Origin of the sequence: Leclercia sp. W6, from assembly GCF_003336345.1 — a bacterium.
GTDB lineage: Bacteria > Pseudomonadota > Gammaproteobacteria > Enterobacterales > Enterobacteriaceae > Enterobacter.
The window spans coordinates 519,529-534,083 of record NZ_CP031104.1 but is presented as its reverse complement, the minus strand read 5'-3'; the positions used below and the strand labels follow the sequence as shown (position 1 = coordinate 534,083).

14 protein-coding genes are annotated in these 14,555 nt (G+C 56.5%); 5 read left to right on the top strand and 9 right to left on the bottom strand.

The window, feature by feature from the left end; translation table 11 throughout:
- Nucleotides 1–30: 30 nt before the first annotated feature.
- The 3 genes from DVA43_RS02615 to DVA43_RS02605 all read right to left on the bottom strand — a co-directional run bounded on the left by DVA43_RS02615 (nt 31) and on the right by DVA43_RS02605 (nt 3,358).
- Nucleotides 31–774: a MerR family transcriptional regulator gene (locus DVA43_RS02615; protein ID WP_103825100.1), complete on the bottom strand. Its 744-nt coding sequence runs from the start codon at nt 772–774 to the stop codon at nt 31–33.
- 114 nt (nt 775–888) lie between these two features.
- Nucleotides 889–2,109 (bottom strand): diguanylate phosphodiesterase, encoded by a 1,221-nt coding sequence (locus tag DVA43_RS02610; RefSeq protein WP_114314492.1) that lies wholly within the window; start codon nt 2,107–2,109, stop codon nt 889–891.
- Between the two features lie 128 nt (nt 2,110–2,237).
- A protein-coding gene (locus tag DVA43_RS02605) for an IS3-like element ISSen4 family transposase (protein ID WP_087451024.1) occupies nt 2,238–3,358 on the bottom strand; the annotation gives its coding sequence in 2 pieces (ribosomal slippage) (nt 2,238–3,100 and nt 3,100–3,358; 1,122 coding nt in all).
- 280 nt (nt 3,359–3,638) lie between these two features.
- Between DVA43_RS02605 and ycgZ the strand changes: the two genes are divergently transcribed.
- The 5 genes from ycgZ (at nt 3,639) to yegS (ending at nt 7,910) form a co-directional block, all read left to right on the top strand.
- Nucleotides 3,639–3,878: a regulatory protein YcgZ gene (gene ycgZ / locus DVA43_RS02600; protein ID WP_114314491.1), complete on the top strand. Its 240-nt coding sequence runs from the start codon at nt 3,639–3,641 to the stop codon at nt 3,876–3,878.
- 137 nt (nt 3,879–4,015) lie between these two features.
- Nucleotides 4,016–4,333: a hypothetical protein gene (locus DVA43_RS02595; RefSeq protein ID WP_210406695.1), complete on the top strand. Its 318-nt coding sequence runs from the start codon at nt 4,016–4,018 to the stop codon at nt 4,331–4,333.
- Between the two features lie 38 nt (nt 4,334–4,371).
- Nucleotides 4,372–4,650: a biofilm development regulator YmgB/AriR family protein gene (locus tag DVA43_RS02590; RefSeq protein WP_103825060.1), complete on the top strand. Its 279-nt coding sequence runs from the start codon at nt 4,372–4,374 to the stop codon at nt 4,648–4,650.
- Nucleotides 4,651–4,823: 173 nt separating this feature from the next.
- Nucleotides 4,824–6,185 (top strand): tRNA 5-hydroxyuridine modification protein YegQ, encoded by a 1,362-nt coding sequence (yegQ, locus tag DVA43_RS02585; RefSeq protein ID WP_114314490.1) that lies wholly within the window; start codon nt 4,824–4,826, stop codon nt 6,183–6,185.
- Between the two features lie 825 nt (nt 6,186–7,010).
- A complete protein-coding gene (gene yegS / locus DVA43_RS02580; protein ID WP_114314489.1) occupies nt 7,011–7,910 on the top strand; it encodes a lipid kinase YegS in 900 nt (299 codons plus the stop codon).
- A 93-nt stretch (nt 7,911–8,003) separates the two neighbouring features.
- Here yegS and DVA43_RS02575 read toward each other — a convergent pair whose 3' ends face one another.
- Genes DVA43_RS02575 through DVA43_RS02550 form a run of 6 tightly spaced genes read right to left on the bottom strand, consistent with a single transcriptional unit; the run spans nt 8,004 to nt 14,365 of the window.
- Nucleotides 8,004–8,777 (bottom strand): ABC transporter ATP-binding protein, encoded by a 774-nt coding sequence (locus DVA43_RS02575; RefSeq protein WP_114314488.1) that lies wholly within the window; start codon nt 8,775–8,777, stop codon nt 8,004–8,006.
- 9 nt (nt 8,778–8,786) lie between these two features.
- A complete protein-coding gene (locus DVA43_RS02570; RefSeq protein WP_114317057.1) occupies nt 8,787–9,650 on the bottom strand; it encodes an ABC transporter ATP-binding protein in 864 nt (287 codons plus the stop codon).
- On the bottom strand, nt 9,622–10,527 hold the full coding sequence (locus DVA43_RS02565; RefSeq protein ID WP_103825056.1) for an ABC transporter permease: 906 nt from the start codon (nt 10,525–10,527) through the stop codon (nt 9,622–9,624). Before DVA43_RS02565 ends, DVA43_RS02570 begins: the two co-directional genes overlap by 29 nt.
- Entirely contained in the window at nt 10,524–11,561 is a 1,038-nt protein-coding gene (locus DVA43_RS02560) for an ABC transporter permease (RefSeq protein WP_103180251.1), read from the bottom strand. Before DVA43_RS02560 ends, DVA43_RS02565 begins: the two co-directional genes overlap by 4 nt.
- Nucleotides 11,558–13,174 carry an ABC transporter substrate-binding protein gene (locus DVA43_RS02555; RefSeq protein WP_114314487.1) on the bottom strand — a complete coding sequence of 539 codons (1,617 nt, stop codon included), beginning with the start codon at nt 13,172–13,174 and terminating at the stop codon, nt 11,558–11,560. The genes DVA43_RS02560 and DVA43_RS02555 overlap by 4 nt, the downstream gene beginning before the upstream one ends.
- 36 nt (nt 13,175–13,210) lie before the next feature.
- Entirely contained in the window at nt 13,211–14,365 is a 1,155-nt protein-coding gene (locus DVA43_RS02550) for a mandelate racemase family protein (protein ID WP_114314486.1), read from the bottom strand.
- Between the last annotated feature and the right edge of the window lie 190 nt (nt 14,366–14,555).

The following is a 14,555-nucleotide window of genomic DNA, read 5'->3' as shown; positions in this document are numbered from 1 at the left end:
AAATGTTACCCGCTGCGGCGGGTAATGGCATCAGACAGCCTCAGCTGCCCCATGTGCCGTAATGATATAACCCTGCTTTTGCCAGTGCTCCAGCTGCTGGCGCTGTGCGTCCGATAAGGTTTTACCCGCCCAGACGAGGATATGTTGTCCGGGGAAGAACTCCGGGTGAGGTAACTCAAGAGGTTCAGCAAAGACGTTGATGCGCCAACCCCGTTGCGAAAGGCGCCACGCCTCTAGCCACAAACGGGTACGATCCTCCACACCCCAGCCAATCAGTAACGCATCCCTGCCCGCTTTGGTGCGCGACTCGGTCAGGCTGCTCACCGCCTGCTCAATCAGGATACCGTCCAACAGGCTACCCATGGCGCGCGCGGTGGCGTGATCAAGACTGAGCGTTTCCCGCACGGGGATAAACACATGATCGACCAACGCATCTACTGAGTGGTGCTGACAAAATACCGCGATCTGCGCGCGTGATTTTGCCGGGCTGACCTGGCGCAGCGTGCCAATCATCTCTTCCTGCAGCACACGCCAGTCTCCCGGTTCGGCGGGTTTATCCCCATCAAGGAGGGCTTTAACCTTACCAACCGGTACGCCACGTTCAATCCAGCGCTTGATCTCCTCAATGCGCTGTAGATCGTCGTCATCAAATTGACGATGTCCGCCTTCACTGCGCTGCGGTTTGAGCAGGCCATACCGGCGCTGCCATGCCCGCAGGGTGACGGGGTTGATGCCGCAGCGTTCTGCGACATCGCCTATACTGTAAAAGGCCATCGCTTCCTCATACATGATCGATATATTCATTGTTCAAGGTAACGAATCTCACCGGGCTGTACAACTCGTTATATTGTACAACAGAATTGTATCATTGCCCGGTGAAGGCTAGCGCTAAATCTCCTCGCGCGGCTCAGGCCACGAAACTGGCGGGATGCCGGCCAGTTCAGGGTGAGCAAACAGATGCCCCTGGAACTGCGAAACGCCGGCAGATTCGAGCCACATCCACTCTTCTGGCAGCTCCACACCCACCGCGGAGATCAATATTTCCAAAGCTGTACAACATTTGATAATCGCGAGCACGATCGCCTGCCGTGGACCACTCTTGTGCACGTCGCGGATCAGGTCCCGGTTGATCTTAATCCGGTCTGGCTGGAACTGCGCCAGCAGCAACAGGCCGGCAAACCCTCCACCGAAGTGGTCGATCGCCACGCCGATGCCCGCCGCTTTTAACTCCCGCACCGCACCGGTAAACGCATCCAGACGGGAGATGACTTCATGCTCGGTGAACTCCACCACAATCTGCTCGGGCACCAGCCCGTGAGCCTCTATCTCCTGAATGAGATAGCTGACGGCGTTGGGGATATTGACCAGCGTCATCGGTAAAAGGTTCACTGACAGGCTCTGTTCCCCCAGCCCCAGTGCGCTTGCCATCGCAAAGGCGACGCTTTTGCTTTTAAGGTCAGCTTCGTAGATGGCATCATCCTCCAGCCCCGCAAACCAGTGCTGGGTAGAACCCCCTTCCGGGGTGCGGACCAGAGCTTCAAGGGAGACAATTTCACGAGCCAGCGGATCGATAATCGGCTGGAAGGCGAAGTTGCACGAGTCACTGTAACGCCCCGACAGAGCACGTACGCTGGGCGCCTCAGTGTCCGGGACAAAGACCCAGTGATCCCCTGACGGTAGCTCAAAGTAGTTCTCTTTCTCACTCTCTTCGACGAAGGTTCTGAAGAAGTGCAGTGCCCTGTCGTTATAGGTCATCTGGTACTTTGTGGTGCCCTTATCCAGGACATTTTGCAGCACCTCGTGGCGGTCATAGTGCCGTAAATCAAACAGTTCCATGCCGTATTTACCGAAACGTCGGGCGGGGGAGTAATCGCACAACAGTTCCACCACGTTGTGGTGACGCGGATCCTCACAAATCGCGCCGTAAATGGCTCTTACATTCTCCTCAGGTCCTTCGAGCAGCTGAAAAAAGAGCTTGCCAGTAAACAGAAGAATCCCGCTAACGCCGGCTTCTCTGTTTTTTACATTTGCTGCAACAACCATGTCTTCCAGCATAGTAACCGGTACGTCGTCACGAAGGTGACTACGGTAAATGATGGTAGTGAGCATAGGGTTTCCAATAAGAGGAGGTGAATGAATGTCCACAGTATCAGATGGTTGGCTTTAAGTCTTATAAGCCTGCCCGGACGGAGCGCTACCCGTCACCTGTGACCTGCCCCCACGATTAGATACAACACTCAGTTAGTAACGTCGGAATCTTCATTCTCAGAATGACCCTTTCTCCAGCCCGCTGCAAATTCAGACGGTGTCTGATAATTCAGCGTGGAGTGCGGGCGGCATTCGTTATAATCCTGCCGCCAGTCATTAATAATTTTCCTAGCATGAACGATATCGCTGAACCAGTGCTCATTCAAACATTCATCGCGAAATCGTCCGTTAAAGCTCTCAATAAATCCGTTCTGCGTTGGCTTGCCCGGCTGGATTAAGCGCAACTCAACACCATGCTCAAAGGCCCATTGATCCAGTGCACGGCAAGTGAACTCCGGCCCCTGGTCAGTTCTTATCGTCGCCGGATAGCCTCGAAACAGTGCAATGCTGTCCAGAATACGCGTGACCTGAACGCCTGAAATCCCAAAGGCAACAGTGACCGTCAGGCATTCCTTTGTGAAATCATCGACGCAGGTAAGACACTTGATCCTGCGACCGGTGGAAAGTGCGTCCATGACGAAATCCATCGACCAGGTCAGATTGGGCGCCGCCGGACGGAGCAGCGGCAGACGTTCTGTTGCCAGCCCTTTACGACGTCTTCTGCGTTTTACGCCCAGGCCACTGAGGTGATAAAGCCGGTACACGCGCTTATGATTAACATGAAGCCCTTCACGGCGCAGCAACTGCCAAATACGACGGTAGCCAAAACGCCTGCGCTCCAGTGCCAGCTCAGTGATGCGCCCTGATAAATGCGCATCAGCAGCCGGACGGTGAGCCTCATAGCGGCAGGTCGACAGGGATAAACCTGTAAGCCTGCAGGCACGACGTTGCGACAGACCGGTCGCATCACACATCAACATCACGGCTTCCCGCTTCTGGTCTGTCGTCAGTACTTTCGCCCAAGAGCCACCTGAAGCGCCTCTTTATCCAGCATGGCTTCGGCAAGCAGCTTCTTGAGTCTGGCGTTCTCTTCCTCAAGCGACTTCAGGCGCTTAACTTCAGGCACCTCCATACCGCCATACTTCTTACGCCAGGTGTAAAACGTGGCATCGGAAATGGCATGCTTGCGGCAGAGTTCACGGGCGGGTACCCCAGCTTCGGCTTCGCGGAGAATACTGATGATCTGTTCGTCGGAAAAACGCTTCTTCATGGGGATGTCCTCATGTGGCTTATGAAGACATTACTAACATCGGGGTGTACTAATCAACGGGGAGCAGGTCACCTGTACTCGCAATAACGCCGTTAATGGTCGGCAATGTACAACGTTTTAAGCTTATTTTACAAAATAAATTCTATGCAACGCATTGAATATTAATACTTAGCACATAATGATCAAAATATATTTGTTAACTTGTACAATTAGTATGTACAGTATTTACAGCTTAACAAGATATTAACCTCTTTAATGCAGCGGATTTCAGGAGTGACATATGCGCGAGAACGGGTACACACCGAACACAGCCAATGCCATTGCCCATTATTTTAACAAAGCAAATCAACCTTCCCAGCAGGAGATGCTCGGACAGATTGTGGTAGAAATTTTACGGGAAGGAAAAATTCTTAATCGAAAAGCGATTTGCACCCGCCTGCTTTATCGAATGGAACAAGCATCGGATCGCGAAGAGGAGAGTCGCTATCAGACTCTGGTTGGCCTGCTGTTTGATCGTTAAGCGATACGTGACAGCGGCTGATTACCCTGTTTTTTGAGTCAGTTTTTTCTTTGAGACAGATTTTTTATACTGTCGCTACAGACTGACTTTATGCCGCATCTATTCCTGCAGGAAGATGCGGCGACAGAGACGTAGTTATGAACAGAAGTGACCATGAACGACTGACTGATGAACTTATTGGCGAAGCCACCTTTTCTCTACTGAAAGATAACGGCCCCATCAGCATGAAGCTATTGCTGGAGAGGCTACAGCAGATGTTATCGGTAGAGCAGGACGGGCAGCGTCGGCACGTTCTTTCCCGAATCATTTTGGAAATTTCCAACGATGGGAAGGATAGTACCCGGCGTAATACCAAAAGTGAGCGGCAGGAGTGGGATACGGATGGTCGACACAGCAGCAGCAATGTGTATCCCCTGTTTGGCAATAGCCCGCAAGCCAACAGGAATAAGCATTAACTGCACCACTTACTTATTAACTGAACCGGTGTGACACTATGAGCCAGGCTATGCTCCAGACAACTGACTTTTATGAAGAACTGCCCAATGCTGCATTGTCTAACTATTTTCGCAGCGCTGGCGCTATGCTGGCCGAAGAGTGGGCGTTGCTTCAGACTGTGACAGGCGCCATTCTGGATGCGAAGGAACCGCTGACTAACAAAGCGATTATTTTACGTTTGATTCGCGAAATCGAATCTACGCGCGACGTTGTCCGCGCCGATATCATTCGTAAGACCCTGGAAATTATTGTCGATCACACCCAGGACGACCTCTGATTACCCACGCCTGAGCCAAACACCGACGGTACTGTCCTGCCGTCGGCGTTTACTCACTCAATGGTTTACCTCCCCTTCCCGCAGCGCTACAATGCCCGCCCTTAATGTATGGGATCTCCTCCCGGCGCCCATCTGGTGTGCGCATCTGACCTGTCATCAGAACGAGAACTAACATGTTTAAACCGGAACTCCTCTCCCCGGCGGGAACGCTGAAAAATATGCGTTACGCCTTCGCCTACGGCGCCGATGCCGTTTATGCGGGCCAGCCGCGCTACTCCCTGCGCGTGCGTAATAATGAATTCAACCACGAGAACCTGCAGCTCGGCATCAACGAAGCCCACGCGCAGGGTAAAAAATTCTACGTGGTGGTTAACATCGCGCCGCATAACGCCAAGCTGAAAACCTTTATCCGTGACCTGAAGCCGGTGGTGGAGATGGGGCCAGACGCGCTGATTATGTCGGACCCGGGTTTAATCATGCTGGTGCGGGAGCACTTCCCTGAGATGGACATTCATCTCTCGGTACAGGCCAATGCCGTGAACTGGGCGACGGTGAAATTCTGGAAGCAGATGGGGCTGACCCGCGTGATTTTGTCCCGCGAGCTGTCACTGGAAGAGATTGAAGAGATCCGCACCCAGGTGCCGGACATGGAGCTGGAAATTTTCGTGCATGGCGCCCTGTGCATGGCCTACTCCGGCCGCTGCCTGCTCTCTGGTTATATCAACAAGCGCGACCCAAACCAGGGCACCTGCACCAACGCCTGCCGCTGGGAATATAAGGTCCAGGAAGGTAAGCAGGATGAGGTAGGCAATATTGTGCATAAGCATGAGCCTATTCCGGTACAGAATATTGAGCCGACACTGGGTATCGGGGCGCCAACCGACAGCGTGTTTATGATCGAAGAGGCCCAGCGCCCGGGTGAATATATGACCGCGTTCGAAGACGAGCACGGTACTTACATCATGAACTCTAAAGATCTGCGTGCCATCGCCCACGTTGAGCGCCTGACCCAGATGGGGGTGCACTCCCTGAAAATCGAAGGCCGCACCAAGTCCTATTACTACTGTGCGCGTACCGCTCAGGTCTATCGCCAGGCGATCGACGACGCGGCTGCAGGCAAACCGTTCGACAGCACCCTGCTGCAAACGCTGGAAGGGCTGGCGCACCGTGGCTATACCGAAGGTTTTCTGCGTCGCCATACCCATGACGACTACCAGAACTATGAATATGGCCACTCGGTTTCCGAACGCCAGCAGTTTGTCGGCGAGTTCACCGGTGAGCGCAAGGGCAACCTCGCGGCGGTGGCGGTCAAAAATAAGTTTCTGGTGGGCAACAGCCTGGAGTTGATGACCCCGCAGGGCAATATTAACTTCACCCTGGAACATATGGTGAATGGCAAAGGCGAGTCGGTCTCCGTAGCGCCAGGAGACGGTCATACCGTCTGGCTGCCTGTTCCGGAAGAGATTGGCCTGGATTACGCGTTGCTGATGCGTAATTTTGACGGCGAGAATACTCAGGCGCCGCACGCGAAATAATGAAAGCGGGTTATTTTTTGGTATGAGATGATTCTTAGAATTCGATCACATACCGCTGCGTTTGATGAGGGTATTATTATCAACGCTGAAAAACATAACCCATAAATGCTAGCTGTACCAGGAACCACCTCCTTAGCCTGAGTAATCTCCCTTACGCAGGCTAATTTTTTGTCTGAAATCCTCCTTCCCCCTTTCCTGACGCCTCTTCGCCCTGCAAAAAACACTAATGTAAATTTATTTCAGCCTATAACCAAAAGTACGTGAATTTATAAATATATTAAAGTTAGGTTATATATTCACGCAACCAATGCTATTCTTCTTTCGAATGAAATTTCACTTAAGGAGCAAGGAGGCAGTATATGTACTGGGTGGTTGAAAACAGGATGGTTTGCCCTCGTACTGGAACAATTTTTATACACGTACTCACCGTTAAAAACCTCAGGCTGATAATTTGGTATAAAGGAGATTATTTTATCAGCATCGGATCCGTTCTTGTCACAAGTCCCTTCGGTATCGCCGTTGACGGCAAACTCAGAACACTACACATCCTTCGAACATTTCCCTATACACCTTCGTTCTGGTCATCATTTCTTGAGAATTCAGGCTGCCCTGGCAATGAAGAGGGGCTGATTACCCGCTGTGCACATCGTCAGAAATGTGTTTTCGCTTTATGCCCGTATGGGGCGATAACCGCCTGACCAGGCCTGCACGAGTGGCGTTCACTTTGGCTCGCCACTCATTTAATTTTCGCCTTTCGTCCTCTTCTTACCCGCTTTTCCCCGCGCTGCGATACACTTCTGGAAGATCAGCACAGGAGCAACGTGGATGGCGACCTATCCAGCAAGTTTATTAATTCTGAACGGCAAAGGGACAGGCAACGATCTGTTGCGCGAAGCCGTGACGCTTCTTCGTGAAGAAGGGGTGGTGATCCATGTTCGCGTAACATGGGAGAAAGGTGATGCAGCTCGTTATATCAAGGAAGCCTGCGACCTCGGTGTGGAGACCGTCATTGCAGGCGGCGGCGACGGCACCATAAACGAAGTGGCGACGGCGCTGATTGACCTGCCCGCCGCGCAGCGTCCGGCGCTGGGCATTTTACCCCTCGGCACTGCCAACGATTTTGCCACCAGCGCCGGGATCCCGGAGGCGCTCGATAAGGCCCTGCAGCTGGCGATTGCCGGCAAAGCCACGGCGGTGGATATCGCCCGGGTCAACGACGAAACCTGCTTTATCAATATGGCGACGGGCGGTTTTGGCACTCGCATCACCAGCGAAACCCCGGAAAAACTCAAAGCTGCGTTGGGTGGCGTTTCGTACCTGCTCCACGGTCTGGCGCGGTTAGATACTCTGAAACCCGATCAATGTGAAATCCGCGGCGAAAACTTTCACTGGCAGGGTAACGCCCTGGTGATTGGCATCGGCAATGGCCGTCAGGCGGGCGGCGGCCAGCAGCTTTGCCCGGAGGCGCTAATCAACGACGGGCTGCTCGGGGTGCGTATCATTACCGGGGATGAGCTGCTGCCTGCCCTGCTCACTACTCTGACCAAAGCGGAAGACAGCCCGCATCTGGTGGATGGCGAGTCGGCGTGGTTCGAAATCCAGGCACCGCACGGCATGACCTTTAACCTGGATGGCGAACCGCTGAGCGGCGACCATTTCCGCATTGCGCTGTTGCCAGAGGCGATCCAGTGCCGGTTGCCGCCGGATTGTCCGCTTCTGCGCTGATTTGCCCGACGGCGCTGCGCTTGCGCGGGCCTACGGGTTTTGTAGGCCGGGTAAGGCGAAGCCGCCACCCGGCAACAGCCCGCACTATACACACTAATAGACCGCCACCTCCCGGGCCATCTCGCGGGAGTACTGCTGGCTGGCGTTAACCAGCATCCGGGTGTAATCGGTTTTGGCCTGCCCCGCCACCAGGTCGTCCACCGTCAACGTTTCCAGGATTTTCCCGTACTGCATCACCGCCACCTTCTGGCACAGATGGGCGATCACCCCCAGGTCGTGGGTCACCATCAGGTAGGTGAGCTTCGACTCGCGCTGCAGCTCCGCCAGCAGGTTTAAGATCTCCGCCTGCACCGAGACATCCAGGGCTGAGGTAGGTTCATCCAGCAACAGCACCTGCGGCTCCAGGATCAACGCCCGGGCGATGGCCACGCGCTGACGCTGGCCGCCGGAGAGCTGATGCGGGTAGCGGTCACGAAAGGCGCGGTTGAGGCCAACTTTATCCAGCAAGCCGTGAATACGCCGGTCCCGGTCGTTGATGCCGTGGATTTGCAGCGGCTCCTCCAGAATATCGCCGATGGTATGCCGGGGGTGCAGCGAACCGTACGGGTCCTGAAACACCATCTGTACCAGCCGACAGCGCTGGGGGCTGATGCGCCGCTCCAGCGCCTGGCCGTTAATCGCCAGCGCCCCCTCCCAGTGGGTGAACAATCCGGCCAGGCACTTCAGCACGGTGGTTTTTCCGGAGCCCGACTCCCCCACCAGGCCGTAAATCTCTCCTGGCTGGACGTTAATATTGATGTCATACAGTACCTGGTTGCGTTTCTCGCCTTCGCCGAACGCCAGATTCAGGTTTTTTACCTCGATCATCTTCGCTCCTTATTCGGTCAGCCAGCTGGCCTGACGCTGCAACACCGGCAGCACCGGACGGCGGTGATTCATCTCCGGCAGGGCGTTGATTAACCCCTGCGTATAGGGGTGCTGCGCGTTATGCAGGTCGCAGGCGGCGATGGACTCCACCACCCGCCCGGCATACATCACCAGCACCCGGTCGCAGAAGCTGCGCACCAGGTTGATGTCGTGACTGATAAAGATCAGCCCCAGCCCGCGGGACTGGACTAAATCGTCCAGCAGCCCCAACACCTGCAGCCGCACCGAGACGTCCAGTGCCGAGGTCGGTTCATCGGCAATCACCAGCTCCGGGTCGGTGATCAGCATCATAGCGATCATAATGCGCTGCCCCTGCCCGCCGGAGATCTCATGCGGATAGAGCTGATAGACCCGCTCCGGCTGGCGAATGCGCACCACGTCGAGCATCTCCAGCACTTTGGCTTTCGCCTCGGCCTTGCGTCCCGGATGGTGGGTCAGCCAGGCCTCGGCAATCTGATCCCCGACGCAGACCACCGGGTTCAGGGAGTACTTCGGATCCTGCATGATCATCGAAATACGCTTGCCGCGAATGCCGCGCATCTGCGCCTCGCTGACGCTGCGTAAATCGACATCGCCAAACTGCATCCGGGTGGCGGTGATCTGCGCCTTTGCCGGGTGCAGACGCAGCAGCGCCCGTCCGACGGTGGATTTCCCCGAGCCCGACTCACCGACAATCGCCAGCTTCTCGCGCCCGAGCTGAAAGGAGACGCCGCGCACCGCGTTGGTGACCGCGCGTCCGTTGATAAAGTCGACGTGCAGATCGCGCACATCGAGCAGCGGCACATCAGTTGCTGCGAGGATCGAGGATGTCACGTAAGCCATCTCCTAAGAAGTTGAACGCCAGGCTGTTAATCAGGATCGCCAGCCCCGGAATAGTCACCACCCACCAGCACTCCATCATGTAGGTACGGCCACTGGAGATCATCGCCCCCCACTCCGGCTCCGGCGGCTGTGCGCCAAGGCCGAGGAAGCCCAGCCCGGCGGCGGTCAGGATGATCCCGGCCATGTTCATGGTGATACGGATAATCACCGACGGCAGGCACAGCGGCACGATGTGGCGCCACAGCACCCGCACCGGGGAGGCCCCCTGCAGACGCACGGCGGAGATAAAGTCGGCCTGGCGTAACGACAGGGTTTCAGCGCGGGCCAGACGGGCAATCGGCGGCCAGGCGGTGAGCGTAATGGCGATCACGACATGTTCCAGCCCCGGGCCGAGCGCTGCGACAAACGCCAGCGCCAGCACCAGGCTCGGGAAGGAGATAAAGATATCGGTGACGCGCATCAGCACCGCATCCACCTTGCCGCCAAAGTAGCCGGCGGTAACCCCCAGCAGCAGCCCCAGCGGGCCGACGGTGACCGACACCAGCAGCACGATATAAAGCGTGATCCGCGAGCCGTAGACCAGGCGGCTGAAGATATCCCGACCAAACTCGTCGGTGCCGAACCAGTGCTGCGCGTTCGGCGCCACCAGGGCGTTATTCAGATCCTGCACCAGCGGGTTGTACGGCGCGATCCAGGGCGCGAAGGCCGCCACGATCAACAGCAGCAGAATAATACCGCCGCCAATGGCCGTCAGCGGGTTACGCGCCATCTGCCCGGCAAAGCCGAAGGTACGGCGGGCCATCCGCGCCAGGCGCTGGCGTCCTTCGCTGCGGGAAGCGCGCAGCGGTGTATCCAGAGAAACGGTCATGATTTCGTCCTCGGGTCAAAGAGTTGATACAGCATGTCGGAGAGCAGGTTGAGCATCACGAAGATCATCCCCACCAGCAGCACGCAGCCCATTACCGCATTCATATCCCCCAGCAGCAGGCTGCCGGTGAGATAGGAGCCAAAGCCCGGCCAGGAGAAGACGGTTTCAATCAGCACCGCCCCTTCCAGCAATGAGCCGTAGGCCAGCGCCACCACCGTCAGCAGCTGCACCAGGATGTTGCGAAACGCGTGGTTCCAGATCACCTGCCGCTCGGTTAAGCCTTTTACCCGGGCGGTGATGATGAACTCCTGCGACAGCTGGGCCAGCATAAAGCTGCGGGTCATGCGGCTGATATAGGCCAGGGAGTGGAAGCCCAGCAGCGAGGCGGGCAGCACCAGATGGTTAATGGCGTTCCAGAAGACTGCGCTGTTACCCGCCAGCAGGGCATCGACGGTCATCAGCCCGGTGCGGCGTGGCACCAGGCCATCCAGCCCTAAATCCAGCCGTCCGGCACCGCCTACCCAGCCAAGCCAGGCGTAGAACAGCAGCAGTCCCATCATCCCCACCCAGAAGATTGGCGTGGAATACCCGGCGAGGCTGATGATGCGTACCACGTAATCCGAGACGCTGTTACGGCGCGCGGCGGCCAGCACCCCCAGGGGGATCCCTAAACCGGCCCCGACAATAATCGCCATGGTCGCCAGCTCCAGGGTGGCCGGGAAGACGCGCAGAATGTCATCCAGCACCGGTTTGCCGGTCAGCAGGGCATTGCCAAAATCGCCGTGCAGCAGGTTGTTCAGGTAGATCCCGAACTGGGTCAACAGGGATTTATCAAACCCCAGCTGCTGATAGACCTGCTGATAGGTGCTGTGGTCGGCATCCGGGCCGACAATCGCCAGCACCGGATCCACCGGCATCACGCGTCCAATGAAAAAGGTCAGTACCAGCAGGCCGAACAGGGTCACCAGCACCTGGGTCAAGCGTTTTGAAAAACGCCGGGTGCGGGAGCCTGGAGCGAGGATCGCAACACTCATTTTTCACCTCCGGTTTTGTAGACTTCCCGCAGGAAGGTAGTGGCGGAGGGATGCGACTGGAAGTTTTTTACCTCGTTACGCACCACCACCGAATCGACCATCTGGGAGAGCGGGATCAGGGCGGGGATCAGCTGGTCGTAACGCACCTGAATCTGCTGGTAGTCGGCGATCTGTTTTTGCGGATCGCGCTCCAGCAGCGCTTTATCGATCATCTCGTTCAGCGTCTTGTCGTAAAAACCGGTGCGCCAGCCCTGGAAGTTGGTTAACCGGGCTGCGTCGCTGTTGTCCGGGTTATAGACCAGCGCGCGCAGGCTGGAGTGCGGATGCGGTTCCACGCCGCTGCCGCCGCGCCCCACCAGCATGTCGAACTTACGCTCGCGCATCGCACCATAGATCTGATTCCCGGTGCCGGTAATGATTTTGGCGTTGATGCCCGCCTGCATCAGCGTGGACTGTACGGCGATGGCGATATTGAGGAACGGCTGATCCGCCAGCACCCGCAGGGTGGTGTCAAAACCTTCCGGATAGCCCGCCTCCGCCAGCAGCTTTTTGGCGCGCGGAATATCGAGTTTGTAGCCCGGATCCGGCAGCGTCGACGGCATTCCCGCTTTGATGGGCCGCTGGTGCAGCACGCCGTAGCCCGGCATCAGCGCCTTGTTAATACCCTGATAGTCAATGAGATAGCGCACCGCCTCCCGCACTTTCGGGTTGGCGAAGTGTTTCTCCTTCATGCTCATCGCCACGTAGTAGACCGTGCCCTTCTGCACGGCTTCGACGGTGAGCTGCGGATCCTTGCGCAGGGCGTTGATGTCAGCCACCGCCATGTTGCTGGCGATATCCAGATCGCCTTTCTCCACCATCAGGCGCAGGGTCTGCGACTCCTGGAAGTGGCGCAGCACTACGCGGTTCATCTTCGGCTCTTCGCGCCAGTAGTGCGGATTGCGCTGCATGCGCAGCACATCTTTTGCCTGCCAGGTCTCCAGCATAAACGGCCCGGAACCGGCTTCGTTGGTGGTGAGCCAGCGGTTGCCCCAGTCGTTGTTCACCTCGTGGCTGAGCACCGTTTTACGATCCAGCACGCCAAGGTTGCCCAGCGCGCCGAGGGAGTAGATCACCAGCTGTGGGTCGTTGGCCTTCGGCAGGGTAAGCTGCACGGTGTAGTCATCCAGGGCCTTAATCTGCTGGTCGATGTTCTTCTTACTGAAACCGTAAGATTTCCATACCGAGGCCTGAGCAAGGTTGACGTGCAGTAAACGCCGCATGGACCACACCACGTCTTCGGCGGTCAGCGGGTTACCGGAATGGAAAGTGACGTTATCGCGCAGGTGGAAGGTCAGGGTTTTGCCGTCCGGCGAGATATCCCAGGATTTCGCCAGCGCCGGTTTGACGTTAGTGAGAGTGTTGGGGTCCAGTTCCACCAGCGAATCGTAGAGATTGACCACAATGCCGACCACTTCGTTGCCGGTCATCGCGGCCGGATCGAGGGTCAGCAGGTTGTTCATGTTCATACCGATGATGAGCTGATCGGGCGGCGTTTTCGCGTACGCCGCACCGCTCCCCATCATCAGCGAGAGCGCGAGTAAACACGCCCTCGTGAGGGAGTTTTTGTTCATCTGTGTATACCGTTTGTAGGGTAGAAGTTTTATTTATCAGTCGTGGCTGACGGTATTGGCTTCGATATACGCAAAATTAATCTCTTCGCCGAGTCCCGGGCGCGTCGGCAGGCTGACCATGCCGTTTTCATCCATTGGGTCGATCAGGCTGTGCAAGTACGCAGCTGGCTCATCGTAATCGAGGAACGGGTGCAGCAGTCCGCGCTCATACCAGCGGCAGTTCTTGATCGCGCCAATCACCGCCAGGCTCGCCGCGCCGTTGCCGTGCACTTCACAGTCCATACCAAACGATTCGGCCAGGTTCGCCACTTTCAGGGTTGGCGAAATGCCGCCCACGCCGTTGGCACCGGCACGCAGGATGTCGCAGGCCCCCGCCTTCACCCAGTCGGCGCGGCTGTGGTGCTTACCGCCCAGGCTTTCCGGCCCGATAATCGGAATGGAGAGGTTTTCCGCCAGCCAGGCATAGGAGGCCATGCTCTCCTCTTCCATCGGCTCTTCAAACCAGGCGAAATTCAGTTTTTCCAGCTCCTTACCGATCCACAGCGCTTCCGCGCGGCTATACCAGTGGTAGCCGTCGATCATCAGGTCGATATCCGGCCCGACCGCTTCACGCACTGCGGCGCAGGCTTTGATATCCATTTTTGGATTGGGAGCGAAAGAGACTGGCGGCATCCAGGTGTGGAGCTTGATAGCTTTGTAGCCGCGAGCAACCAGTTTTTCAGCGAAGCTGGCGTACTCTTCCGGGGTGGAGAGGCCGCCCGGCAGATCGTCCCCGCACATGGTGCTGCCGTAGGCCGGGACTTTGTCGCGGTAGCCGCCGAGGAGTTTCCACACGGGCATATGGAGTTTGCGGCCAATCAGATCCCACAGCGCCTGCTCAACAAAGCCCAGCGCGCGCTCGGTCAGCTGATGAGCGCTGCCGCGCTGCCAGTGCGCCAGCTCCTGCCAGATCTTCTCGCGATTGAACGCATCCTGGCCGACCAGCACTTTACGAAAGAAGGTGTTGACCACAAAGGGGCGCACCACTTCCGGCGGTGCAAATGAATACCCTTTGGTGCCATCGTCTGCGGTAATGGTCAGCATCGCCATTTTTGCCAGGCTTTCCGGTCCCGGATGGGAGTGTCCGGCGCTGTCAGAGACCCGGCGAGTGGGATACTGAAAGACGGTGACGTTTACAGATTCGATTTTCATTTTTTATCCTTAAAACGGCGTAGGTTCAGCGTGTTCTTTCATTTTGAAAAGCTGTTTCGAAACTAACTTTAAGCGCAAAATTCATCCACTTCCTTAGACAAATTCCGCTAAGCGCTGACCATTTTTTGTGCATTTGCACGGGCAGAAGTGACACTTTTCACAAAAGAGAGGGGAAATGTGAAGTGGATCG

What these genes read in the sequence shown, in the direction of transcription:
- DVA43_RS02565 (WP_103825056.1), bottom strand. Translation starts at nt 10,527, where the DNA reads ATGACCGTTTCTCTGGATACACCGCTGCGCGCTTCCCGCAGCGAAGGA.
- DVA43_RS02550 (WP_114314486.1), bottom strand. Translation starts at nt 14,365, where the DNA reads ATGAAAATCGAATCTGTAAACGTCACCGTCTTTCAGTATCCCACTCGC.
- DVA43_RS02610 (WP_114314492.1), bottom strand. Translation starts at nt 2,109, where the DNA reads ATGCTCACTACCATCATTTACCGTAGTCACCTTCGTGACGACGTACCG.
- DVA43_RS02560 (WP_103180251.1), bottom strand. Translation starts at nt 11,561, where the DNA reads ATGAGTGTTGCGATCCTCGCTCCAGGCTCCCGCACCCGGCGTTTTTCA.
- DVA43_RS02575 (WP_114314488.1), bottom strand. Translation starts at nt 8,777, where the DNA reads ATGATCGAGGTAAAAAACCTGAATCTGGCGTTCGGCGAAGGCGAGAAA.
- DVA43_RS02555 (WP_114314487.1), bottom strand. Translation starts at nt 13,174, where the DNA reads ATGAACAAAAACTCCCTCACGAGGGCGTGTTTACTCGCGCTCTCGCTG.
- yegQ (WP_114314490.1), top strand. Translation starts at nt 4,824, where the DNA reads ATGTTTAAACCGGAACTCCTCTCCCCGGCGGGAACGCTGAAAAATATG.
- DVA43_RS02595 (WP_210406695.1), top strand. Translation starts at nt 4,016, where the DNA reads ATGAACAGAAGTGACCATGAACGACTGACTGATGAACTTATTGGCGAA.
- yegS (WP_114314489.1), top strand. Translation starts at nt 7,011, where the DNA reads ATGGCGACCTATCCAGCAAGTTTATTAATTCTGAACGGCAAAGGGACA.
- DVA43_RS02615 (WP_103825100.1), bottom strand. Translation starts at nt 774, where the DNA reads ATGGCCTTTTACAGTATAGGCGATGTCGCAGAACGCTGCGGCATCAAC.
- ycgZ (WP_114314491.1), top strand. Translation starts at nt 3,639, where the DNA reads ATGCGCGAGAACGGGTACACACCGAACACAGCCAATGCCATTGCCCAT.
- DVA43_RS02590 (WP_103825060.1), top strand. Translation starts at nt 4,372, where the DNA reads ATGAGCCAGGCTATGCTCCAGACAACTGACTTTTATGAAGAACTGCCC.